This is a genomic window from Synechococcus sp. RC10B2, assembly GCF_047502635.1.
Genome location: NZ_JANSHO010000082.1, coordinates 16,349 through 39,065, shown reverse-complemented (window position 1 = coordinate 39,065; position 22,717 = coordinate 16,349). Strand labels below are relative to the sequence as shown.

At 62.0% G+C, this 22,717-nt stretch carries 18 protein-coding genes and 1 pseudogene; 7 read left to right on the top strand and 12 right to left on the bottom strand.

Annotated elements, in window-relative coordinates; translation table 11 throughout:
• Nucleotides 1-91: 91 nt before the first annotated feature.
• A complete protein-coding gene (tkt, locus tag NW855_RS13335) occupies nt 92-2,092 on the top strand; it encodes a transketolase (protein WP_011431146.1) in 2,001 nt (666 codons plus the stop codon).
• 366 nt (nt 2,093-2,458) lie between these two features.
• Here tkt and NW855_RS13330 read toward each other — a convergent pair whose 3' ends face one another.
• Nucleotides 2,459-2,593: a hypothetical protein gene (locus NW855_RS13330; RefSeq protein ID WP_255322487.1), complete on the bottom strand. Its 135-nt coding sequence runs from the start codon at nt 2,591-2,593 to the stop codon at nt 2,459-2,461.
• 242 nt (nt 2,594-2,835) lie between these two features.
• Between NW855_RS13330 and NW855_RS13325 the strand changes: the two genes are divergently transcribed.
• The 3 genes and pseudogenes from NW855_RS13325 to NW855_RS13315 all read left to right on the top strand — a co-directional run bounded on the left by NW855_RS13325 (nt 2,836) and on the right by NW855_RS13315 (nt 5,102).
• Nucleotides 2,836-3,261, top strand: a complete 426-nt coding sequence (locus NW855_RS13325; RefSeq protein ID WP_187147158.1) for a hypothetical protein — start codon at nt 2,836-2,838, stop codon at nt 3,259-3,261.
• Nucleotides 3,262-3,378: 117 nt separating this feature from the next.
• A pseudogene (locus tag NW855_RS13320) lies at nt 3,379-3,762 on the top strand (zinc ribbon domain-containing protein); the annotation flags it as partial.
• Between the two features lie 293 nt (nt 3,763-4,055).
• The gene (locus NW855_RS13315) at nt 4,056-5,102 is read left to right on the top strand and encodes a hypothetical protein (protein WP_228375300.1); all 1,047 of its coding nucleotides are present in this window, start codon (nt 4,056-4,058) and stop codon (nt 5,100-5,102) included.
• Nucleotides 5,103-5,198: 96 nt separating this feature from the next.
• On the opposite strand, the gene NW855_RS13310 is transcribed toward NW855_RS13315, so the two are convergent.
• From NW855_RS13310 to NW855_RS13285, 6 genes are all read right to left on the bottom strand, one after another.
• Nucleotides 5,199-5,474, bottom strand: coding sequence for a hypothetical protein (locus NW855_RS13310; RefSeq protein WP_011431141.1), 276 nt, complete (start codon nt 5,472-5,474; stop codon nt 5,199-5,201).
• Nucleotides 5,471-6,088 carry a hypothetical protein gene (locus tag NW855_RS13305; protein WP_099812861.1) on the bottom strand — a complete coding sequence of 206 codons (618 nt, stop codon included), beginning with the start codon at nt 6,086-6,088 and terminating at the stop codon, nt 5,471-5,473. Before NW855_RS13305 ends, NW855_RS13310 begins: the two co-directional genes overlap by 4 nt.
• 21 nt (nt 6,089-6,109) lie before the next feature.
• On the bottom strand, nt 6,110-7,939 hold the full coding sequence (locus NW855_RS13300; protein ID WP_099812862.1) for a proline--tRNA ligase: 1,830 nt from the start codon (nt 7,937-7,939) through the stop codon (nt 6,110-6,112).
• Nucleotides 7,940-8,041: 102 nt separating this feature from the next.
• Nucleotides 8,042-11,137 (bottom strand): translation initiation factor IF-2, encoded by a 3,096-nt coding sequence (gene infB / locus NW855_RS13295; RefSeq protein WP_099812863.1) that lies wholly within the window; start codon nt 11,135-11,137, stop codon nt 8,042-8,044.
• Nucleotides 11,138-11,525: 388 nt separating this feature from the next.
• Nucleotides 11,526-11,843: a YlxR family protein gene (locus NW855_RS13290; RefSeq protein ID WP_099812864.1), complete on the bottom strand. Its 318-nt coding sequence runs from the start codon at nt 11,841-11,843 to the stop codon at nt 11,526-11,528.
• A 38-nt stretch (nt 11,844-11,881) separates the two neighbouring features.
• Nucleotides 11,882-12,889 carry an HD-GYP domain-containing protein gene (locus NW855_RS13285; RefSeq protein ID WP_414402686.1) on the bottom strand — a complete coding sequence of 336 codons (1,008 nt, stop codon included), beginning with the start codon at nt 12,887-12,889 and terminating at the stop codon, nt 11,882-11,884.
• Between the two features lie 265 nt (nt 12,890-13,154).
• Here NW855_RS13285 and NW855_RS13280 point away from each other — a divergent pair, with 265 nt between their 5' ends.
• Complete coding sequence (locus tag NW855_RS13280; protein WP_099812866.1) at nt 13,155-13,553, top strand: DUF4346 domain-containing protein; 399 nt, start codon at nt 13,155-13,157, stop codon at nt 13,551-13,553.
• A gap of 84 nt (nt 13,554-13,637) precedes the next feature.
• The gene (locus NW855_RS13275) at nt 13,638-16,484 is read left to right on the top strand and encodes a tetratricopeptide repeat protein (RefSeq protein ID WP_414402687.1); all 2,847 of its coding nucleotides are present in this window, start codon (nt 13,638-13,640) and stop codon (nt 16,482-16,484) included.
• On the opposite strand, the gene NW855_RS13270 is transcribed toward NW855_RS13275, so the two are convergent.
• From NW855_RS13270 to NW855_RS13255, 4 genes are all read right to left on the bottom strand, one after another.
• Complete coding sequence (locus tag NW855_RS13270) at nt 16,481-18,076, bottom strand: copper resistance CopC/CopD family protein (RefSeq protein ID WP_414402688.1); 1,596 nt, start codon at nt 18,074-18,076, stop codon at nt 16,481-16,483. The two genes, NW855_RS13275 and NW855_RS13270, sit on opposite strands and share 4 nt — an antisense overlap.
• 17 nt (nt 18,077-18,093) lie before the next feature.
• Entirely contained in the window at nt 18,094-18,681 is a 588-nt protein-coding gene (locus NW855_RS13265; protein ID WP_099812869.1) for a YcnI family protein, read from the bottom strand.
• Nucleotides 18,682-18,743: 62 nt separating this feature from the next.
• Nucleotides 18,744-19,091 carry a hypothetical protein gene (locus tag NW855_RS13260; protein ID WP_099812870.1) on the bottom strand — a complete coding sequence of 116 codons (348 nt, stop codon included), beginning with the start codon at nt 19,089-19,091 and terminating at the stop codon, nt 18,744-18,746.
• A complete protein-coding gene (locus tag NW855_RS13255; protein WP_011431130.1) occupies nt 19,091-19,438 on the bottom strand; it encodes a c-type cytochrome in 348 nt (115 codons plus the stop codon). The genes NW855_RS13260 and NW855_RS13255 overlap by 1 nt, the downstream gene beginning before the upstream one ends.
• Before the next feature lie 145 nt (nt 19,439-19,583).
• On the opposite strand from NW855_RS13255, the gene dnaG reads away from it, so the two are divergent.
• Nucleotides 19,584-21,479: a DNA primase gene (dnaG, locus tag NW855_RS13250; RefSeq protein ID WP_414508900.1), complete on the top strand. Its 1,896-nt coding sequence runs from the start codon at nt 19,584-19,586 to the stop codon at nt 21,477-21,479.
• Nucleotides 21,480-21,493: 14 nt separating this feature from the next.
• Here the strand turns inward: dnaG and NW855_RS13245 are convergent, their stop codons facing one another.
• Nucleotides 21,494-22,693, bottom strand: coding sequence for an NAD(P)/FAD-dependent oxidoreductase (locus NW855_RS13245; RefSeq protein WP_099812872.1), 1,200 nt, complete (start codon nt 22,691-22,693; stop codon nt 21,494-21,496).
• Between the last annotated feature and the right edge of the window lie 24 nt (nt 22,694-22,717).

Genomic DNA, 22,717 nt, shown 5'->3' with positions numbered 1-22,717 from the left:
TGACAGCGCCTTGACGAGAATCCCCCGCCTTTAGGCGGTGGGCGTGTCAAGGCATACTGGAAAGCGAATGTCGAGCGATAGGGATCCCCACATGGTTGTTGCTGCTCCTCCCTCTCTGGAACAACTTGCCATCAACACGATTCGTTTTTTGGCGGTGGATGCTGTTCAGAAAGCCAACTCGGGTCACCCCGGCCTGCCAATGGGGGCAGCACCCATGGCCTATGTGCTTTGGCAGCAGTTCCTGAAGTTCAATCCCCGCAACCCCAAATGGGTGGATCGGGATCGCTTTGTCCTCTCGGCAGGCCACGGCTGCATGCTGCAGTATGCTCTGCTGCACCTGACCGGCTTTGATGTGAGCCTAGAGGACATCAAGCAGTTTCGCCAGTGGGGATCCAAAACCCCCGGCCACCCGGAAAACTTTGAAACCCCCGGTGTGGAGGTAACCACCGGACCGCTGGGGCAGGGGGTGGGCAACGCCGTTGGGCTGGCCATTGCCGAGGCCCACTTGGCCGCCCGTTTCAACAAGCCCGGTCACACCATTGTGGATCACTACACTTATGTGATCTTGGGCGACGGCTGCAACATGGAGGGGGTGGCCTCGGAAGCGGCCTCGCTGGCCGGCCACCTCAAGCTGGGCAAGCTGATCATGCTCTACGACAGCAACCACATCTCCATCGACGGCAGCACGGAAATTGCCTTTACCGAAGATGTGGGCAAGCGCTACGAGGCCTACGGGTGGCATGTGCAAAAAGTGGAAGATGGCAACCACGACCTGAAGGGAATTGCCGCCGCTATCCAGAAAGCTAAAGAAGTTACCGACAAGCCTTCCTTGATCATTGTCGAGACCACCATCGGCTACGGATCCCCCAACAAAGCCGGCACGGAGAGCGTCCACGGGGCGCCGCTGGGGCCAGAGGAGGTGAAACTCACCAAACAAAATCTGGGCTGGCCGCTGGAGCCGGAGTTCTACATTCCCGACGAGGTGCTGGCCCACTTCCGCCAGGCCATCGATAAGGGGGCCAAGGCCGAGGCGGAGTGGAACGAGCGCTTTGCCGCCTACGAGAAGGCCTACCCGGAAGAGGCCGCCGAATTCAAGCGCATCATGGCCGGGGAGCTGCCCGCAGGCTGGAAAGAAGCGTTGGCTCCCATTGCCGAAACCGGCAAAGAATCCACCCGCAACCTCTCCAAGTTTTGTCTCAATGCTTTGGCCAAGGCGGTGCCAGAGCTGCTGGGCGGATCCGCCGATCTGGCCCACTCCAACATGACCTATTTAAAGGGGATCCCGGAGTTCCAGGCCGGCTCCTATCATGGGCGCAACTTCCGCTTTGGCGTACGGGAACACGGTATGGGGGCGATTGCCAACGGCATAGCCCTGCACGGCGGCCTCATTCCCTACGACGCCACCTTCTTGGTCTTCAGCGACTACATGCGGCCGGCCATTCGCCTGTCGGCCCTCTCGCGGGCGCGGGTGCTCCATATTATGACCCACGACTCCATTGCCCTGGGAGAAGACGGCCCCACCCACCAGCCCATTGAGACGCTGGCTTCCCTGCGGGCCATCCCCAACCTCTACGTCATCCGCCCCGCTGATGCCCGCGAGACGGTGGGAGCCTACCAAGTAGCCCTTGAGTCCACCTCCACCCCTTCGGTGCTGGTGTTTACCCGGCAGGCGGTTAACCCCGTGGAAGGCACCTCCATTGAGGGGGTGGCCAAGGGGGCCTATGTAGTGGTGGATACTCCCAACCCAGAACTGATCCTAATCGCCACCGGCTCAGAGCTGGAGCTGGCGGTGAAGGCCGCTGCCCAACTGCAGCAGGAAGGCCGGGCGGTACGGGTGGTCTCCATGCCCTGCATGGAGCTATTTGAGGCCCAGCCCCAGAGCTACCGCGACGAGGTCTTGCCCCCCAAGGTCACCAAGCGCGTCTCCGTCGAGGCGGGATCCACCTTTGGCTGGCACAAGTACCTGGGCTTTGAGGGGGTGGCCATCGGCATCGACCGCTTCGGCGCTTCTGCCCCCGGCCCCGTGTGCATGGAGAAGTTCGGCTTCACGGTGGAGAATGTGCTCAATACCGCGCGCCGTCTCCTAAGCTAAGGTTTCTGCTCCTCCGGCCTAAACCCAGCAGGGATCCCTTCTCTGCTGGGTCTTTTTTGCTGCCCAATGGTGGCACAACTTGACAAGACTTAGCGAAGGCTGACAACTTGTTCAGCAGGACTTGCAAAACATTGCAGTTGTTTCAAACAAGGTTAAGACCCTTGCCCCCTCCCCCCCACCTCCTTTCCCCTTGTGGGAGAGGGGAGCGAGAAAGTTGTTTCATAGTTTCATAACTTTGTTTAAAACGACCCCAGATCCGCTTTCCTCTGGAAAGCTAACCCTTTCCACCCCCGCCTTGAAGGGAAAACGTTGGCTTCTGGCGACATGCTGATGTTCCTGGAGCAACTGAGGATCTGACAGCTCGGCCTACTGCAGGAAGCCCGCCAGCAAAATCACCGCTCCCCCCACGACGGCCAAAATCGTCAGTACCCGGCCTGCGTTGGCACTGCCCTTCCAGGAGTAGTTTTTCTCCGGTTTTTCCAGTTTTTCTGGCATAGCCATGCCTCTTTATGCCCCGTTAACTCTAATTTAACCTTCTCCCCCGGAATTTCTGCCGTGCGGTGCTGCGGTAGCTGGAAGGGGAGCTTGCTGAGGCGTACCCTTGAAAAAACAGCGACCACCTGGCCCGGCCAGCCCTTTTTGGGAACAATACAAGCAGGCAAGGAAGGGGATCCCAATTTCAAGGCGCATTCTGAGGCAGAGGCATGAGGTACGCGAAAGGAAGCAAAAGACTCGGCTTGATCATGGTCGCTTTGTCAGCCTGGGTGGGTGGACACCGTGCTGTCGCTCAGCCTGCCTTTCGGACAGTGCCGCTGCCTCGCCTGCCGGTGGGTGTGGATCAATTGGTCTTCGATCGCCCGGTGGCCCGCTTCAACCCCAACCTGCCTGCTGAGCTGGTGATCCACAATCGCACCGGCCTGCCTCTGGAATACGGCTTTACCGATCCGCGCCAGAAGGTGTCGGAACTTCCGCCGGGAGAAACGCTGCGTCTGAGCAACCTGCCGATCCCCAACTGCATGGCCATCAACACGCCGATGTTGTCCCCAGTGGGCTACCGGGTGAGCGTGGATCCCTTGAATGTAATCACCGTAGAGGTGCGCCTGGTCAACGATGTCTCCGGCGACCATTGTCTCGATTTACAAGAGACAGGCGCTATTTTCGTGAATTGATGCCAGCTTGAACGGGCAAAAGATAGCCTTTGGGATCCCGACCGGGTTCTAAACTTTGCGAAGATGAACGCCGCATCCCCCTATATCCCCCCGTACACGGGGGGACTGGGGGGCGGGGGGATCCGGGAACGTAGCCACCGACCGCCGCGCAGCAAAACCGAGCGTCGGCGGTCCAATAGTTGGGCGTTCTATCAACTGAGGCAGTTTGTGCACTACAAGGCAGCGAGAGCAGGGATCCAGGTTGTGGTGGTGCCACCTGCCTACAGCTCGCAGACCTGCCACCAGTGTTTTTGGATTGAGCAACGGGAAGGGAAGCATTTTCGTTGTGTGAACCCGCTCTGTGGTTGGGAAGGGGATGCAGATTTTAACGGTGCCAACGGGATTGCACTTTTGGGGGTTGCTGTAAACCAGCCCCCCTACATCCCCCCGCATGCGGGGGGATGTAGGGGGGCCCGTGGTTGGCTTGCCAACTGCAGGCCTACCAAAAGCCCGCTTCGTACCCCCCTCAATCCCCCCGCCCCCCTGCCCCCGTATACGGGGGTTGGGGGCTGGAAGGGGGGCGGTCGGAGCCGGGTAGTTTACATGGCAGTCAACCTTACTCGAATCTGACGTTGGAGCTGGGTCTGTTGGAGAGCCAACCCGAGGTTTAGGCGTATCGACAGCAATCGACCCCTATGACAGGATGCAAACAGGATGTCCAGGTCGATGTTCTTGTAGACTTTGCTCTGCCTTTGAGCTACTCGCCTGTAACCTAACTGAAGTGTCCTTTACTTTTACTTTTTTTGGATGGTCTCATGAGCGATAACTTGTATTCTTGGTTTCCCCGTGCCTTGGTGATGGGCGCTGCGGTGGTGGGGTTGTCGGGCCTGCCGGCAAGGGCTCAACAAATTACGGATCCCAGCCCGGCTCAAGCGGCCACCAATGTGGAGCCCACCTCGCCAATCTCGGCTTCTTTTCGCAGCCAAGATGGGGTCAGCGTGCGTCCGGAGACGGTGCGGGTTTTTGTGGATGGCAAAGATGTTACTGCCGAGTCGGTGATTACCCGGGATTTCTTCACCTACCGTCCCTCGCAGCCGCTACCGCCGGGACGGCGGGAAGTCCTGCTGGAGTTCACCAATACCCAGGGGGTGACCCGCCGCGTGACCTGGAGCTTCACCGTGGGTAACCCCGTCCGCGCCTCTATCGACCTGGTGGATCACAACGCCGGCAATCGCCCCTTGGCGGCGGGCGAGATCCTGCTGGTAACCGTCAAAGGCACTCCTTCCAGCCGGGTAACCGTTTACCTTGTCCAGGACGGGCGGCAGGTGCAAACCCTGCCGGCTCAGGAAGTTTCCAGCGGCACCTATGTGGTCAACGCCCTGATCGAGCCAAAAGATGCCACCCGCGAAGGGATCGTCATCGCTCGCCTGGAAAACGGCGGCCAGGTGCGCTTTATGACCGCAGAACAGCCCGCCCGCCTGATCGAGGGGGCCGCCGGTGGTATCCAGCGGCTCGCCACCCAAGAGGTTGCCGCGACGATCAGCCTCTCCAGCCTGCTGCCCCAGATCACCAACCTGCGCGATGGGGATCGGGTTTCCGGCTCTTCCTTTACGCTGCAGGGCACGACGGCTCCCAACGCTTCGGTGCGGGTGAATGTAACGGCTTCGACCTCGCTGGGGGGCATCATCAGCGCCCAACAGACGGTGACCAACCAAACTGTGCAAGCCGATGCCCAGGGCCGCTTCACCGTTACGGTGCGGCCGCCCATTCCGGCCTCCGGCACGGTGTATCAGATCAATCTCACGGCCACTTCCGGCAACCAAACCAGCCCGACGGTAACCTTGCGCCTCACCCAGCAGTAGCCTGTCCCCTTGGCTGGACTGAGAGTGTCGCCCTGCCGGCCTGGCAGTGGCGCCCAAGCTCCCCTCTCCCAGAGGGAGAGGGGGTGGGGGTGAGGGTCAATGGAAAGGCGGCTGAGAGATTTTTGGATTCTCAGAGTTTGCAGTTGGCGGGGATCCCTGGCGGTCTTGAGCGCGGGTTGGGGAGAGAGAAGACCGCTGTTGCCAGCGCCACAGGATCCCGGCCATGACCAGGGCGGGCGAGACGATCATGGCCAGGATCACCGGCAGGGTCTCCGGCAAGGCCAAGTAGGGGCCGCCATATTTGATGGCCGCGCTGATCCCGGCAGCGGCCACCATCAATTGCAGGGCAAACCAGAGGGTTTTGGGTTTCATGGTTGGCTGGGATCCCCTACCATGGCCGTGAGGATGCCGGCAACGCTCTCCAGATCTTCCGGTACTCGGTACAAAGTCAAGTCTTGTCGGATTGTCCGCGGATCCCCAAGGATCTGCCCGAACTGCCAGATAGATCCAATGGTAACAGCGCCGTAGATCTGCGCTTGCGGCTCCACCTGGGCCAGGGCGATCATCTCCACCGCCATTTGGACAAAAGCCCGCGTCAGATCGTCCTTTTTGGCTTCAACCACCAGCAGGATGTTCTTGCCCCGCAAGAGATAATCAAGGCTGCCCTTGAGCCAATTGTTGACCATCAGGGGATATTCCAGCCGCAAAGGAACTCGACAGTGAAGAGCCACTTCCGTCAGCACAGGGGCCACCAGCAGCTCTCGGCGGGCTGTCTCGCTGGTGAGGCTGACCAAAGGCAACAATTGTCGGATCCGGTTTTTCAGAGCTGGGGTTTGGGGTGGGGCAGGGGCAACGGGCCATGTCCACTCTCCTATCTCCAGACGGTAGCTAAACTGAGCCAGGATTTCCTCTGGCTCGTAGGGCATCTCAAAATAAGAGCGAAAAGTATAGGATTCGTCTTCCTTGAGAAGAGAGAGGTTCAGCATTGGTTACGACAAAAGCCCTGCTCAATCTGGCACAGCCAGAGCGGCAGCAATCCGCTCTTTGAGGGTAGCCACCACTTCCTCAATGGGAATTTCTACCGCTTGGCCGGTGGCGCGCTCGGCCAATTCCACCTTGCCTTGCTTAAGGCTGCGCCCGGTGGTAAGGCGGTAAGGGATCCCGATGAGATCCGCATCTTTGAACTTGACGCCGGCCCGCTCGTCCCGGTCGTCCCAGAGGGTCTCGATGCCGGCAGCAGCCAGTTCCTGCACCAATTTTTCCGCCACCTTCGTCTGCTCTGGGTCGGAGACGTTGGGCACCACCACCACCACGTGATAAGGGGCGATCGCCACCGGCCAGATGATCCCATTGGCATCGTGGGACTGTTCCACCGCCGCCTGGGCCAGGCGCGATACCCCAATGCCGTAGCAGCCCATCCACAGGGGCTGCTCGGATCCCTGCTCGTCGGTAAAGCTGGCCCGCATCGGCAGCGAAAACTTGAGGCCCAACTGGAAAATATGGCCGATCTCAATGCCGCGGGCGGTTTCCAGAATCTGGTCGGGGTTGAGCAGACAGCGATCCCCGGCTTGCGCTTTGCGCACGTCCACCACCTCCGGCAGGGGGTACTGCTCGCCCCAGTTGGCCCCCACTACGTGCCGCCCCACCTGGTTGCTGCCGGTTACAAAGTTTTTCAGCAGGGCTGCCGTCTGGTCGGCCAGGCGCAGGATCTGAGGGGCCAGGTTTTTCTGCCGGCCCAGGCAGCTATCCGGCAGGTCGGGCGCGATGTAGCCCACGGGGATCGGATCCCCTTGCCAGCTTTTTTGGATCTCCGCATCCGCCAAGGTGAGCTTGAGCAACTTGTTGGCTTGGTAGCGCTCCGCCAGACGGTTGAGGTGGTTGGCCAGCTTCACCTCATTGACTTCTTGATCGCCGCGGATGCTCAGCAGCACCACCACCCGTAGGCCGTTGTCGTAAAGGGCTTGGTAGAGGACGTTTTTGACAATCAGAGTGGGGGAGATCTTCAAGAAATTGGCCAGCTTCTCGATGGTTTCCGTTCCCGGCGTGTCCAGAACCTGGAAGGTGGTGTAGGGGGAGTCTGCTGCTGGCGGCGGAAGGGAGACGGCCTTCTCCACATTGGCGGCATAGGAGCCATCAGGAGTGTAGAGGATCTCGTCTTCTCCGGCAGAGGCCAACACCATAAACTCCTGCGAGGCTGCCGATGGCCCCCCGATGGCGCCGGCGTCGGCCTCCACCACGCGGAACTCCAGCCCGCAGCGGCGCAGGATGCGGCCGTAGGCCCGGTACATGTCCTGGTAGGTCTGGCGCAGGCTCTCTTCGTTGGCGTGGAAGGAGTAGGCGTCTTTCATGAGGAATTCCCGCCCGCGCAGCAGGCCAAAGCGGGGTCGAATCTCGTCGCGGAACTTGGTCTGGATTTGATAGAGAATTTGCGGCAACTGGCGATAGGAGCGAATGAGATCCCGGGCCAGCAGGGTAATCACCTCTTCGTGGGTAGGGCCCAGGGCCTGCTCGCGCCCCTGTCGGTCTTTGAGGGCGAACATGATCCCTTCCGCTTGGGTGTACACGTCCCAGCGGCCCGACTCCCGCCAGATCTCGGCTGGCTGCAACTGGGGCAGCAGACACTCCTGAGCGCCGATGGCGTTCATCTCCTCCCGGACGATGTCCGAGATCTTTTGCAAAACCCGCCAGAGGAGCGGCAAATAGGTGTAGATCCCCGGGGAGAGCCGCCGGATAAAGCCGCCCCGCAGCAGCAGCTTGTGGCTGATCAGTTCTGCTTCGGCAGGATCCTCCCGCAGGGTTACAAACAACATCTGACTCAATCTCTGGCTCCGTTGCATCCCTCCCCTCCACTTAGCAACTGCTTCCGTTGTTCTGGAGCAAATCCTCCCTCCTAGATCCCCTGGACTGGGATCCCTGCGACGCTAGGCCACCCAAATTAACTAGGCAGGAGCCAGCGTCCGCCGCTTGGTAACCATCTGGTAGACCTCGATAAGGTCCCCTTCTTGCCAGGCATCGAACTTCTCGATGCCGATCCCGCACTCGAAACCGGCGGCCACCTCCCGCACGTCGTCCTTGAAGCGCTTCAGAGAATCGAGACGGCCCTGGTAGACCACCTCCCCTTTGCGGCGAACCCGCACCAGAGCGTTGCGCTGCACCTTGCCGGAGAGCACGTAGCTGCCGGCAACCGCACCGCGGCTGATGGGGATGACTTTGCGCACTTCCGCCTGGCCCAGCGGCTCCTCCACCTCCTCCGGCTCCAGCAGGCCCTCCATCGCTGCCCGCAGATCGTCCAGCAAGTTGTAGATGATGTCGTATTCGCGCACATCCACCCCCTTGTCGTCGGCAGCCTGCCGCGCGCCGGGGGCGAAGCTGGTGTTGAAACCCAGAATAATGGCGTCGCTGGCTGCTGCCAGATCCACGTCAGTCTCGGTGATCTCCCCAGGAGCTGCTAGAAGCACTCGCAAGCGCACTTCTTCTTGCGGCAGATCCTGCAGCGCCGTCTGGATGGCCTCGGCGGATCCCTGCACGTCCGTCTTGATGATCAAGTTCAACTCCTTGAGCTGGCCTTCCTGGGCCTTGGCAGAGATGCTGCCCAAACTCACCCGCCGCGACAGCAGCGCCTGTTGCAGACGGGCTTGCCGCAGGGCTTCCGCTCGCTCCTCGGCAATCCGCCGGGCTTCTTTCTCGTCGGCGTACACCTGGAACTCATCCCCCGCTGCGGGCACCTCCTCCAGGCCCAACAGTTGCACCGCCGAAGAGGGCCCCGCTTCCTGCAGCCGTTGGCCGCGGTCGTCCATCATCGCCTTGACCCGGCCCAAGACGGCGCCGGCCACCAGGGTATCGCCCACCCGCAGGGTACCGTTTTGCACCAACAGAGTAGCCACCGGGCCGCGAGCCTTGTCCAGGTGGGCTTCGATCACGGTGCCGCGGGCAGGCCGGTTGGGGTTGGCCTGCAGCTCCGCCACATCGGCCACCAACAGGATCATCTCCAGCAGCGCGTCCAGGTTGCGGCGAGTGAGGGCGCTCACCTCCACCATGGGCGTGTCGCCGCCCCACTCCTCCGGCAACAGGCCGTGCTCTGCCAACTGCTGCTTGACGCGCTCCGGCTGGCTGCCGGGCTTGTCGATCTTGTTGATGGCCACGATGATCGGCACCTGGGCTGCGCGAGCGTGGCTGAGGGCCTCCAGCGTCTGCGGCTGCACCCCGTCGTCGGCAGCCACCACCAAAACGGCAATGTCGGTGACGCGGGCGCCGCGAGCGCGCATGGCGGTAAAGGCCTGGTGGCCGGGAGTATCCAGGAAAACAATGCGCCGCTTCTGGCCTTCGAAGTCCACGTCCACGTGGTAAGCGCCGATGCGCTGGGTGATCCCGCCGGCTTCTCGCTGGGCCACATTGGTGTGGCGGATGGCATCGAGCAGAGTGGTTTTGCCGTGATCCACGTGGCCCATGATGGTCACCACCGGCGGACGTGGCACCAGATGGTCGATGTCCTCCAGATCGAGGATCTCGGTTTTCTTGGCTTTGGGCTCTGCCTCGGGCCGACGTACTTCGTAGCCCAACTCTTTGGCCACCGACTCGGCCAGCGACTCGTCCAAAACCTGGTTGATGGTCACCCTCACTCCTTTAAAGAAGAGGGTTTTGATGATCTCGGTTTCGGCTACCCGCAGGCGGCGGGCCAATTCTTGCACGGTGAGGCTGCCCTCCAGGAGCAATACCTTCTCTTCTGGCAAGGATTCTGCTGCGGCCTCAGGAGCAGTAGCTTCGGCGGAGGCCGAGGGCCGCTGGGGGCGCTCAGCAGCCGGGCGAGGGCGAGCTGCTGCCGCGGGCGGACGATAGGAGGGGGGCTTGGCGGTGGGGCGCGCCAAGGGTTTGAGCGCGTTCAGCTCCGCCTGCTTGACGCTGGAGAGGACGGTCAAGGGATCCAAATCCAGAACGTCTCCGTCTCCTTCCTCTCTTCTGCGGCTGCGTTTGCGCTTGGCCTGGGTGCGGCCGGCCCGTCGTTCGAGGGCTTGTAGTTCCTCGTCCTCTTCTTCCACCGTCTTGCGCTTGAGTTTGGGCGCAGCAGGCCGCACGGGAGCTTCGGCCAACACCGGCGTGGGGCGTTCCTCAGGGATCCCTTCTGGCAAGCGAGGGGAAGCATCCGGCTCAGGGGGAAGAGGCTTAGCCACAGGACGGGTAGGAGGCCCTACCAATTCCAGCCGCCGCTGCGGACGAGGAGCCTCGTCAGCTTTGCCGCTGTCGGAGCTCTCTTCCTTCTTGGCCACCGGCGAGCGCGGCTCGGGACGAGTGCCAGGGCGGACAGGCGCGCCCACCAATTGCGGACGCGGGCGCTGTTCAGCTTGAGGGAGAGAAACCTTTTCCTCGACAGGAGGAGAGGTACGAGCGCCGCTGGGGGAGGGCGCCTCCGCAAGGCCAGGGCGACGGGATTCAGGGGCCCGTTGCGGCGGCTCGGGCCCAGAGGCGGCTCGTCGAGGGGGGGGGAGCACTGTCGGTCGCTTGGCCGCCGGAGCAGGGCTAGGTTCGGGGCTGCCGGCTTTGGCGGCAGCCTCAGGGCGAGTAGAAGCAGCTGCCGGCTGCGGCTCCTGGGCAGCCGGGCGCGCAGGCGGATCGACTTGCCGCCGCGGCGGGCCTATCAATTCGAGGCTGCCACCGGCAGCCCCTTTTTCAGAGGAGAGCTGGTCGGGTCGCTGCGGCGAAGGCTTGGAAGAACTGGCCTCACCAGCAGCAGCTTGCTGCTGAGCAGGAGCGGGCCGGCGAATGCCGACAATGTGCTGAGGGCGCTCACTTGCTTTGGCTTCGACGGGAGGCTGCGGTTGAGAGCTCTCAGGTTGCAGCTTGGGCCGGAGCCGGGGACGAGTCGGTTTCACAACGCGAGGTTCACTCAGTTTGCTGCGCACCAACTCGGCTTGCTCTGGAGAAATGGTGCTGCTATGGCTTTTGAAAGGGATCCCCAACTGCTCACAAACCTCCAGCACCTCGCGATTGTCACATCCCATTTCGCGGGCAATCTCGTAAAGTCGGACTTTATCGGTCATTCGTCTGCTAGCCTCTGCTCCTTGCTCCTTGTCAGTTTTACAACCCAAGTTAATACGATCCAAATCGCCAGATGGGACTGAACCTGTTGGGTGTGTGGCCACTTCCTTCGGCACAGCGAGAGCATCTCGGCGATCCTCCAAGAGCGCGGACTGGAGGGAATCCAAGTCCGAAGCTACTTTGGAAACATCCGCAGGGGACATAAAGCTAGGACAACCGGGGAAGAAACCAACATCAACAGTGCTTTTTAGAATAACCTTTCTGCGGCTCATACAGGTTGGCCGCAGCCAGTCCTCATTCTGACAGTTGAGAGGGGCTGCCGTGTAGTTCGCGACTGGATGAACCTGAAAAGGTGTTTCAATATCTTAACTTGGCCAATTCTGGAGCTGCCTAGGTTTTGTCTAAAGCGCTTGCCCCCGGGGCTGATGTTTCCGGGGGGCTCTGGGCCTCAGAATCGCGCAGCAGTTGCTGCTCCAGCAGTTGCCACAGCGAGTCGGGCACTGCTGCCTTGAGGGCTCTGCTCATCTGGTGCTTACGCCGGGCCGCCCGCAGACATTCGAGGCGGCGACAGAGGTAGGCAGAACGCCCCATGCCCTGATCCAAAAGCACCTGGTGAGTGTCGTATTGCCTAACCAGCCGCCACAACTGGGAGCGGGGAAACAGTTGGCGACAGCCGACACAGCGACGTAGCGGATCTGCCCCTGCCAAAAGACGCCATCTCGCTGAAGCACGGGAACTAGTCCAGTCTACTCCAAATGGGGCAGCCGCGACCTGAGAAACTCAAAGAAACGCTCCACCAAGTAGGGATCCCGCCAGCCCTTGGTCGTTTCTTGCCGCAGGATGTCCATGGCCTCCTGGACAGTGAAGGCTCGCTTGTAGGGCCGCTCCGAGGTAAGGGCGTCGTAGATGTCGACAATCTGAAAGACGCGGGCCACCAGGGGGATTGCTTCTCCCTTGAGGCCGTCGGGATAGCCGCTGCCGTCCCAGCGCTCGTGGTGGTGGCGGATAAGGGGCAGCACATCCCTCATGGTGCGCAAGGGGCGGCAGATTTCCTCTCCAATTAGGACGTGGGATTTCATCACCTCCCACTCTTCCGGCGTGTGCTTGCCCGTTTTGCCCAAGATGGCGTCGGGTATGCCCACTTTGCCGATGTCGTGCAGGTAACCTCCCCAGGTCAGCACCTTGATCAGGGGACGGGGTAGCTGGAGAAACTCGCCAAAGCTCTTGGCCAGGGCTGCCAGCCGCTCGCAGTGATCCCCGGTGGTCGGATCCCGGCTTTCTACACTGCGGGCAATGGCAAATAAAACCTGGGCGGCATGATCCAAGTCTTCATTGAGATGCTTCTGGCGAACGAGGGAGCGCACCCGCGCCAGCAACTCGGACTCGTCAAAGGGCTTGCTCAAGAAGTCGTCTGCCCCCGCCTCAATCCCGCGCAGGCGATTTTTGCGGTCGCTGGCCGCTGCAATCAACACCACCGGGATCAGGCGTGTCTCTTCATCAGCCTTGATGCGCCGACAGACCTCGAATCCGTCCAACCCCGGCATCATCACATCCAACAGGACCAGATCCGGCTGCAAGCTTGGCAGCATCTGCAGGGCTTGCTGGCCGTTTTCCGCCTCGCTGACGCGATAACCAATGCTCTCCAACAGATCCCCCAGCAACAGGCGACTGTGGGGCTGATCGTCCACGATGAGGAGATGGCCCGCCGGCTCCTGCTCTCCAAAAGGTGCTATCTCAGGGATCCCAACCCTCACGGGCCTCTCAGCTTGGGCGGATTGCATCTTGGTAGAGACTACTCCTAGCTCACCGCTTCCACCGTAATTTCAGCTCCCAATTGCAAGCATCCGCCTTTCCACTGAACTTGCCAGGGCCTCAAGCCGCCGCCAATCCCTTAAAACACGGGTAAATAAGGGGATTTTTTCTGTCGCAATTCCCTCGCTAGGGATCCCATTCCTCGGCCACAATGGGGATAATGGAGGTAGTCTTGGCTACGTTTTTGGCACCCGTTTTGACTTTACCATGCCGTCTTTTTCCTCTGAGTCTCTGCAGGAGCAGGTGCGCCGCATCGATGACCAGCTTTCCCGCCGATCCCTGGAGCTAGACCCGGCAGGCTACTTTGTCATCTATGTGGATCGGCAGCAGCAGCTCATTTGCGCTAAGTACTACAGCACTGTGATCAACGAGCGGGGGCTGGCCACCGACCCGGAGACTGGAGCGGTGATCCCCGCGCGGGGGCCGGTCAATCGCTCCCCGCAGCGGGTGTACGTTGGCCGGACGGCCAAAGAGTTGTGCGTCCAGATTTTTGAAAAAGAAAGCGAAAAGGTCGTCTCTCAGCTCAGCCACGCCGCCTACCTGGGGCGGGAGTTTCAGAAGGCAGAGGCGGCCCTGCTCTCTGGCGAAGAGTACGTGCAGGACTAAGACCAAGCTCGCTGCAGGAGGCCAGCCTATGGCAGAATCGAGCCAGCTTGCCGTGACCAAGATCACTGCAGGGCAAGCTTGGCCATGGACGACAAGGTTAAGCCGGGAGCCATTCTGCGGGGACGCTACGAAATCCTCGGCCTTCTGGGGCAAGGAGGGTTTGGGGTTACCTACAAGGCGGTGGATCGCGACACTTTCAACACTCCCTGCGTGGTCAAGCGCCTGCGCCCGCTCTCGACGGATCCCTACACCCTGGCCACGGCGCGCAAGCTGTTGGAACGGGAGGCCAAGGTTCTCAACCGGCTCAACAACTACGACCGGGTACCTCGCCTCTTGGCCCACTTCGAGCAGGATCAGGAGTTCTATTTAGTCGAGGAGTTCATTGCCGGGCACGACCTCACCCACGAGCTGGTAGACGGCAAGCCGCTCAGCGAGCCAGAGGTCGTGCAACTCCTGTGGGAAGTTCTCGAGATCCTGCGCCATGTCCACGCCCACCAGATCCTGCACCGGGACATCAAGCCGGCCAACCTGATGCGCCGCGACTTCGACGGCAAGTTGGTGTTGATTGACTTTGGGGCGGTGAAGGAGGTGGGGAGATTGGTTAGCCACGCCCCCGGTCAAACCCAGGTGGCGACGGTAATCGGCTCGGTGGGCTACATAGCCCCAGAACAGCTTGGCGGCAAGCCCCAACCCTGCAGCGATATCTACTCGGTGGGGGTGCTGGCCATCCAAGCGTTGACTGGCCGTCCCCCCACCAAGATCCGGGACGATCCCCGCACCGGCCAGCTGCTTTGGCGGGATCTGGTGCCAGTTAGCAAGGAGCTGGCCGAGATTGTAGATCGCATGATCTGTCCCCGCTGGCAGGAGCGCTTCCAGTCGGCGGCTGAGGTGATGGAGGCGCTGCGGCCTCTCCTGCCTACCCCCCCCGAAGGTGTAGCGCCTGCTCTTTCCCAGCTTTCGGTGGATCAACTCTTGGCGATGCGCTTGGTAACCCGCGGCCAGGAAAAAGCTCGCCAAGGGGATCTGCAGGGAGCAATTGCCGACTACACCCTGGCCATTCAACTGGATCCCCAGAATGGCCGCGCCCACAGCCAGCGGGGCAGCGTCCGCTACAAAAGTGGCGACTGGGCAGGGGCTGTGGAGGATTTCACCCAGGCCATTCAACTGACAGGAGACGCCCGTGCCTATGTCAACCGCGGCATCGCCCGCTACCGACTGGGGGACTATGAGGGGGCAGTTGCCGATTACACCCACGCCCTCCACCTCAACCCCAGCTGGGCCGTGGCCTACTACAACCGCGGCAACGCCTACCGCCAGCTCGAGCAAAACCAAAAGGCCATCGAGGACTATTCCCGCGCCCTTGAGCTCAACCCCGAGGAAGTACGGGCTTATTTCAACCGCGGCGTGGTGCGCGGCCATCTGGGAGATGCGCAAGGGGCCGTGGCCGATTTTTCCGAGGTCATCCAACGAGATCCCCAGGATGTGGAAGCCTATTTCAACCGGGGCGTGGCGCGGGCGCAGTTGCTGGACTTTCAGGGAGCGATTGAAGACTACACCCAGGCGCTGCAGCGGGATCCCGCCCACTCTAAGGCCTACTACCACCGCGGCCTGGCCCGCCAAGCTTTGGGGGAGTCCCAGGGGGCCATCGAGGATTTTTCCCAAGCCATTGCGCTGCAGCCTGCTGGGGCCTCTGAGGCGGGGGTGGCAGCGCAGGCGGAGCTCTATCTGCAGCGGGCTATAGCCTACCTGGGCAGCAACGCCCTGGAGGCAGCGCTGGCTGACTGCGAACAGGCGCTCCGCCTTAATCCTGCCCTGGCGCTAGCCCATTTCTACCGGGGGCTGGCCCGCCAGGGGTTGGGGGATCCGGCAGGCGCTTTGGCCGACTTCAACCGCGCCCTGGAGTTGGATCCCCGGCTGGCCAAGGCCTACCTCAAGCGTGGGATTGCCCATCTGGAGCTGGGTCACCTGGAAGCGGCTCTGGCAGACTTGAATCAGGCCATTGCTTTAGATGCCAGCGATGTCGGCGCCCGCAGCAGCCGCGGGCAGGTTCACCGGCTTTTGGGGGATCCCTTGGCGGCCCTGCAGGACTACACGGCTGCCCTGGAGCGGGATCCCCGCAACCCGCAGCTCTACTTCGACCGCGGCCAGATCTACTTTGAGCAAGAAGATTGGGCAGCAGCCTGTGAGGATTTCTCCCAGGCGCTGCAGTGGGCAGGCCAGCCGGGGGGCCCCCATGGGCTGGATCTGATGGCTCGTATCCACTTGTACCGGGGCATGGCGCGGCAGCGGCTGGAAGACTGGCAGGGAGCGCTGGCCGATTTCACGGCCTTGATCCAAGAGCAGCCGCAGGCTTCCCAGGGATTTGCCCTGCGGGCAGCGGTACACCTAGTCTTGGGAGACGAGGAGGCAGCGTTGGCTGATCTCGACCGGGCCATAGGCTGCAACCGCGACTGGGGGCTGGCGGATGCGGCGCTGGCCTACCGGCAGCGGGGGGATCTCCACCGCCAGGCCAACCGGCTGCAGCAGGCCATTGCCGACTACACCCAGGTCCTGGCCTTGAACCCGCAGGAGCGCCACGCCCTCCTCTGGCGGGCTCTCCTTTGGGATCAGGCGGGGGAAATAGAGAGGGCCCTGGCCGATTACACCCAGCTCCTGCAACTGGAGCCAGATCCGCAGACGCGCCTCTGGGCCTTGAACAACCGCGGCTGGGCCTACGCCCAACAGGGAGATTTTGCGGCAGCTATCCGCGACTACACGCAGGTTCTCGAACGGGATCCCAGCCACATCAAAGCCCACTGCAACCGTGCCCTAGCCCGCGCTGCCGTTGGTGACTGGCAAGGAGCCTGTCAGGACTTCCAAACTGCTCTCCAGTTGCAAGGATACGAGGGTCGCCTTTGGGAAGAAGAGACTCACTCCCTAGGCAGCTCTTAGCGATCCTCTACCCTGAGCCTAACTTGCTCCCGTCGCTCCTCGAAGTCGCTCACCAGCAGCCTTACCTTGAGCTGCCATTCTCCCGCTAAGGGCAAGAGGACATCTTCCACCTCAAACTGGCCAGGTTCTCTTGGCAGCGCCTGGCGGCGCAGAGGCGGGATCCCACGTGCGGGGAGGTCAAACTCCAGGCTCAGCTCCTGGGCGGGGATCCCCTTAACTTCCACTTGGATGCGGTTGTTGCCAGGGCGGCAGGGCAGGATCTGCAGGCGGAGGCTGCCTTCCGGACAGCTCAATGTCTCTTGGCAAGCCGGTCCCGCTCCTTGGCCAGGAGGGGCTTGGGCCACCAGAAAGCTGGTCAAGGCCAGCACCAGAACTAGCCCCACCAACTCCAGGCGGACAATTTGGCGCAGGGATCGGCCCGCCGACCAAACCCCCTCTCGCAACGCCGGCAGCAGCCGCAACTTGTTGTGGGCGCCCAAACCCACGATCATCAGCACCAGCAACAGCTTCGCCCAGAGGTACTGCCCGTAGGGGTGCTCCCAGTCCCAGCCGCGGTGGATCCCGCCCATCCCCACTCCCGCCAGCACCAGCCCCGGCACAGCCCAGGTGGCCACATCGGAAAATCGTTGGATGACACCTGCCGATTGGGAAGTCCATTCAAGGACTCCGTCCCGCTGGCGCAATCGGCTCAACAGGCGCTCCACCCCCCACAGCCCCCCCAACCAAAAAGCCGAGCCGGCCAGGTGCAGCCCCAAGAGGGCCATCGTCCCTGCTGGATACTCGCTGGTGAGGGCATGGCCGATGGGCAAAAACGACCCTATCACCGCCACCGACCCCAGGCCGTTGGCCCAGCGGGGCCCGCCCTCGCAGGCCCAGATCAGGATCCCCAGCCCCACCAGCCGCAGCCCTGTGCCCCATCCGTAGGGAGAGATGAGCACGCTCAGCAGCTCTGGCCCGGCAAAGTGGGGGTAGAGCTGGGCCAAATGCAAACCCAAAGCCACCAGCGTCAGGCTGAGGGTGAGCCAGGCGGCAGCAAAAGCCCAGGCCTCAGCAGAGAGCTCTATTTCATCGGCAGTGCCCGACCGCCCCCGCACCAGCCGCCACCAGCCCAGCACGCCGACAACAAACAGGCTGCCCAGGTAGATCCCCCAGCGCACCCCCACCAGCGGCCAATAGAAGGGATCCCCCGCTTGGGCTGCCCTCGCCGCTCGCAACAGCTCCGGATCCGCCGCCCCCACCAGGAAGACAAACGAGCCCCCTACCGGATGAGAGTCGGCAGAGATGGCCCGCCAACTGACGATGTAAACCCCCTCCGGCATCTCCGCAGGCAAATCTCCCTGGGGCGCGTTGCCGCTGCTAACCAAGTTTTCCAGGGGCAGCACCTGGCCGTTGCTGTCCAGCACCTGGAGCTGCGTGAGCTGCACGGGTTCATTGAAGACCAGCCGCACCTGCGCCGGGGCTTCCTGCAGCATCGCCCCATCTTCGGGAAAGGTGGAGAGCAAGCTGGCGTGGGCAAAAACGGGTCGGATCCCGCCCACCCACAGCAGGGCGCACAAGAGACCCACCCGAATCCAGAAGAGGATAGACATCATCCCAACGGCAAACCCGGCTAGCGAGCGCCATGCCCGTGGCTGTGTCCATGCCCGTGGCCGTGGGTCTCTCCTTTGCCCGTCAGCTTCAGCAGGGGTGCTGGCTCCGGCAAGCTATGGGGATCCTCCCCCGGCTGCGCCACCTGGATCCAGCGGTACATGCCTTGCTCACATTCCTGGATAACCGGGATGGGGAGGGTCTCGCCGGGGCGATCCGGCAACCTGAGAAGAATACTGAACTCATCCATAAACTCATCCGGCAGCGAGCCGCCGCTCCAGATCACCTCGGCCACCGTTTCGGTGATCATCTTCCCGTGGGACTCGTAAGGTTTGTCCAGCGGCTTTTTCACCGTCTCAATTTTCCACAGGGGATGCACCATTGGCTTCACCGAGGTCGCCCCTTCCGGGATCTGCACCCGCAGGCGAATGGTGGGGGATCCATCGCAGCCATGGGGCACGCGGAAGGTGAGCTTGGCAACGCTGCCCGCCGGGGCCTCTTTGGGATGGACGGTTACATGGGCCCAAGCAGAAGCAAGGGGCAAAACGCTCATCCCCAGCGCAAGCAGAGATTTCTTGGCCAAGGCCAAGTAACTTTGCAAACTGAACATTGCAAACGCTCCTTAACAACGCTAGGTGGAAAGAGAACCAGGCAGGGTCTGGCTGGCAAAACCTATGGATGGTGATGGGATCCGTGGGATTCGGTTACGCTCATGCTGTGCTGACCCCAACTGGAGAGGCCCATGGACACCAGGCCGGCGCTGGCCAGGCCCATCGACACCAGCCCAAAAGAGAGGGCGCCCATCGCCACCAGGCCAATGGAGAGAATGCCGTGGGTCACCACGCCTATGGCCACCACCCCGTGGGCGGAGATGCCGACGGCCACCAAACCATGCGCCCCCACACCAACCGACAAGATTTTGCGGCGGGATCCCTGTGCTCCACAGCCCTGCTCCTGCGGCACCGGGGCGACAGAATTTTTCGGAGCCAAGGTCAGATCTTGAGTCCTCTCCTGAGCCATCAGCCTTTGCTCCAGTTGTGCTCAGCCCGGTCGAGAACATAGGCGGCCACGGCTTCGATTTCTTCTGGTTTGAGGAGCTTGCCAAAAGCGGGCATGGCCCCTTTGCCGTTGCGCACCTGGGCTTGGATCAGCTCAGGGGTATCCACGTGGTACTCGTGCAGGGCAGCCAGGGAAAGGTTTTTCGCCGCCACCAGAGTGTTGCGACCGTTCAAGTGACAGCCCACACACTTGGCCTGAAAGACCTTGGCACCCAAAGCCAAATCCGGTTCCGCAGAAGCCACCTGCGGGCCCCAGAAGACGGCGGCGCCGACCAGCAAAAGGAGCAAGAAAAACTTGATGATCCGCATTTTCCTCTCAACAATCTGCAAAAAACCGCTCATGGAAAAATCCAGCTTTTGAAGCTAGACCATTATCTCCACTAGGTCAGGTTAGGTCAAAAGACAGCCTGTCAACTCCCCTGCAGGTACCATAGGGTGCAGGATCCCCAGGGCCATGAGCAGTCTGCCGCCGGAGTTCATCCAGTTGGTGCGCCAGAAGGCCGACATCGTCGAGGTGGTGGCCGAAAAGGTGGTGTTGCGCAAGCAGGGCAAGAATTTCGTCGGCCTCTGCCCTTTCCACAACGACCACAAGCCCAGCTTTCAGGTCAGCCCCAGCAAGCAGATCTACAAGTGCTTTGCCTGCGGGGCGGGGGGAGATGTCATCCGCTTTGTCAGCCAGATAGAGGGCCTTTCCTTTGCCGAGGGGGTGCGCCACCTGGCCCGCCGCTACCATGTGCCGGAGCCCAAGGGATCCCTCTCCCAGGACTACGAGCGCCAACTCTCCCACCGGGAAAAGCTGCTGGAGATTTTGGCCCTGGCTGCCGATTTCTATCGGCATGCTCTCCGCTCCCAGATAGGATCCGCCGCCCGCCAGTACCTGCACAGCCGCCGCCTGAGCGAAGAGACCTTGCAAAAATTTCAAATCGGCTTTGCTCCCCCCGGCTGGCACTCGCTCTACGAGTACCTGGTCAACCAAAAGCGCCAGCCGGTCAAACTTCTAGAAGAAGCCGGCTTGCTGGTGCCGCGCCAGCAGGGATCCGGCCATTACGACCGCTTCCGCAACCGCATCATGCTGCCCATTTTCGATTTGCAGGGGCGGGTCATTGGCTTTGCCGGCAGAGCCCTGGGAGAGGAGCAGCCCAAGTACCTCAACTCCCCGGAAACGGAACTTTTCAACAAGGGCCAGGTGGTCTATGGTCTCAACTTTGCCCGCGAGGCCATTGCCAAAGCCGACCAAGTCTTGGTGGTGGAAGGCTATTTCGATGTCATCGCCCTGCACCAAGCCGGCATCGCCTATGCCGTAGCCGCGATGGGCACAGCCTTGACGCCGCACCAGGTCAAGACTCTGCTGCGCTATACCCAGTCCAAGCGGCTGATTCTCAACTTCGATGCCGACCGCGCTGGGTTGAATGCCGCCAAGCGGGCCATCGAGGCCATTGAAGAGCAGGCGCGGCGGGGGGAAATCGAGCTGCGCATCCTCACCCTTCCTGCCGGGAAAGATGCCGACGAGTTCCTGCGGCAGCACTCGGTCTCCGCATTTGAGGCCCTGCTGGCTCAGGCTCCCCTGTGGCTAGATTGGCAAATTGACCAGGTGCTGGCCGGTCGGGATCTCGCTCAAGGTGCCGATTTCCAACAGGCCTATCAGGCGCTGGTACAACTGCTGGCTGGTTTGGGCGGGCAATGGCGCTCTCTGTACATCCACAAAGTGGCGGAATTGCTCAGCCGGGGCAACGCTCGCCTCTGCCGCGATCTGGAAGAGGACCTGCGCCGGGCCGTGCGCCAGTACCGCTGGTCCAAACCCCGGCAACTTGCTGCCCCCAAGGGATGCAAACTTTTGCAATCGGAGTCCCACCTTCTGCAGATCTTTTTGCACTTTGCCGAGTACCGCCGCGAGATCCGCCAAACCTTGATGGAGCGGGAGCTGCAGTTTAGCTTCCGTCCCCACCGGGAGCTGTGGCAGCGGATCTTGGAGCTGCTCTCGGCCCAGCCGGAGCTGGAAGACGAGGAGGAGGGTCTCCTGACCGCCCTGCGCACCCTCTGCGCCCAAGACGAGGACCTCAACGAGCGCCTCAGCCACCTGCTCTGGCTGGACGAAAATACCCGCTTGGCCCTGATGCGTCCGCGCCTGGTGGTGCGGGCTGCCTTGGCCAACATGGAGTTGGAAATTCGCCAGAAGCGCTACCGCTACTGGACGCAGCTCTGGGATCAGGCCTTTTCCGAGGGCAACACCGCTCTGGCTGCCCAGTACCAGGCCAGCATTCAACAGGAATATCAGGCTATTCAGGCCTTGCAGCGCCAGGTGCAACTCAACCTGGAAGACCTGCTGGAGGCACCGCTGGCTGAAGACTAGGGGGGCTCTTCTCCCTAAGGGAGCGGGGCAGGGGGTGAGGGCCCAGCAAAGCGCGCTGGCGAGAGGCTGGGGAGCCACTCATCCTCTTGTCCATAGGCCTGCTGGGCAAAGCGGCGAGCCAGGGCCGGCAGGATGGCCAAAGGGCTGCTGAAGCCGGAGAAGAGCTGCAGCCCTTCCCAGCCGGGCAGGGATCCCACCAAAGGCTGGTGATCGGCGCTGAAGGCCACCAAGCAGTGATACCACCGCCCAGGCAGGCGGGCCACCTGAGGCAGGTAGCGACCGGCCTGTTCCCGGATCTGGGCTTCGCTGGCAGCGGCATCTACCTCGGCCATGGGATCCGTCAGCACCCGACTAATCTGCCCCAGGCGAAGGCTGCCGTCGAGAAACTGCACGATCCCGACATCCAGGATGGGCGGGCAGAGCTCCTGTCCCGGCTGGTCCCAGAGGGGATCCCGGTCGGGGCGGCCAGCTTGCCGCTCCAGCTCCAAACGCTGCACGGGCGCGCCCATGACGATGGCTCTCAACCGCACCTCCGCAGGATCCAGCTCCAGGGATTCGGCGTGGGTGAAGTAGATAGGAGCCCAGATCCCGGCCTGGCGCAACAAAGCCCGTGTCCAGCCGCCGGCGCACACCACCACCTGAGCCGCTCCGCAGAAGTCGGTATCCGTCTCCACGCCCGTAATGCGCCGGCCCTGGCGCCGCAAGGCCCTTACGGTTTGCAAGAGGAGGGATCCCCCTAGGCGTTGGAAAGCCTTCTGAAAAGCCAGCGTCGTCAACCAGGGGTGGATGTGGCCATGCCGCGCCCAGAGTACACCCTCGAGGGCGGCAGGGTTTAAAAGCGGCTCTAGCTCACAGGCCGCCTCTACAGAAATTCGCTGCGGTGGGATGCGACAGTCGGCCAGATCGGCTTCCACTGCCTCCATCCTGTAGCCAGGGGCAACGGGCATGAGCAGATCCAGCTCGCGAAATTGAAGATCCGCCTCCAGCTCCTCTGACAGGGTGCGGTAGCGCTGGATCCCTTCTTCCCCCAGGGCTTTGAGCAGGGGGGTTTTCCCGGCCCAATGGGCCAGGCCACCGTAGCTGTAGCGAGTGGCACTGGACGGCAGCGCTTCCTTCTCAACGAGGAGAACGGATCCCCCCTGGCGGGCCAGCTCGTAGCTCAAGGCTGCCCCCGTGATCCCGCCGCCGACGACGATCCAGTCGTAGTTGGCCATGCTGCGGCCCTGAAACCTATCTTG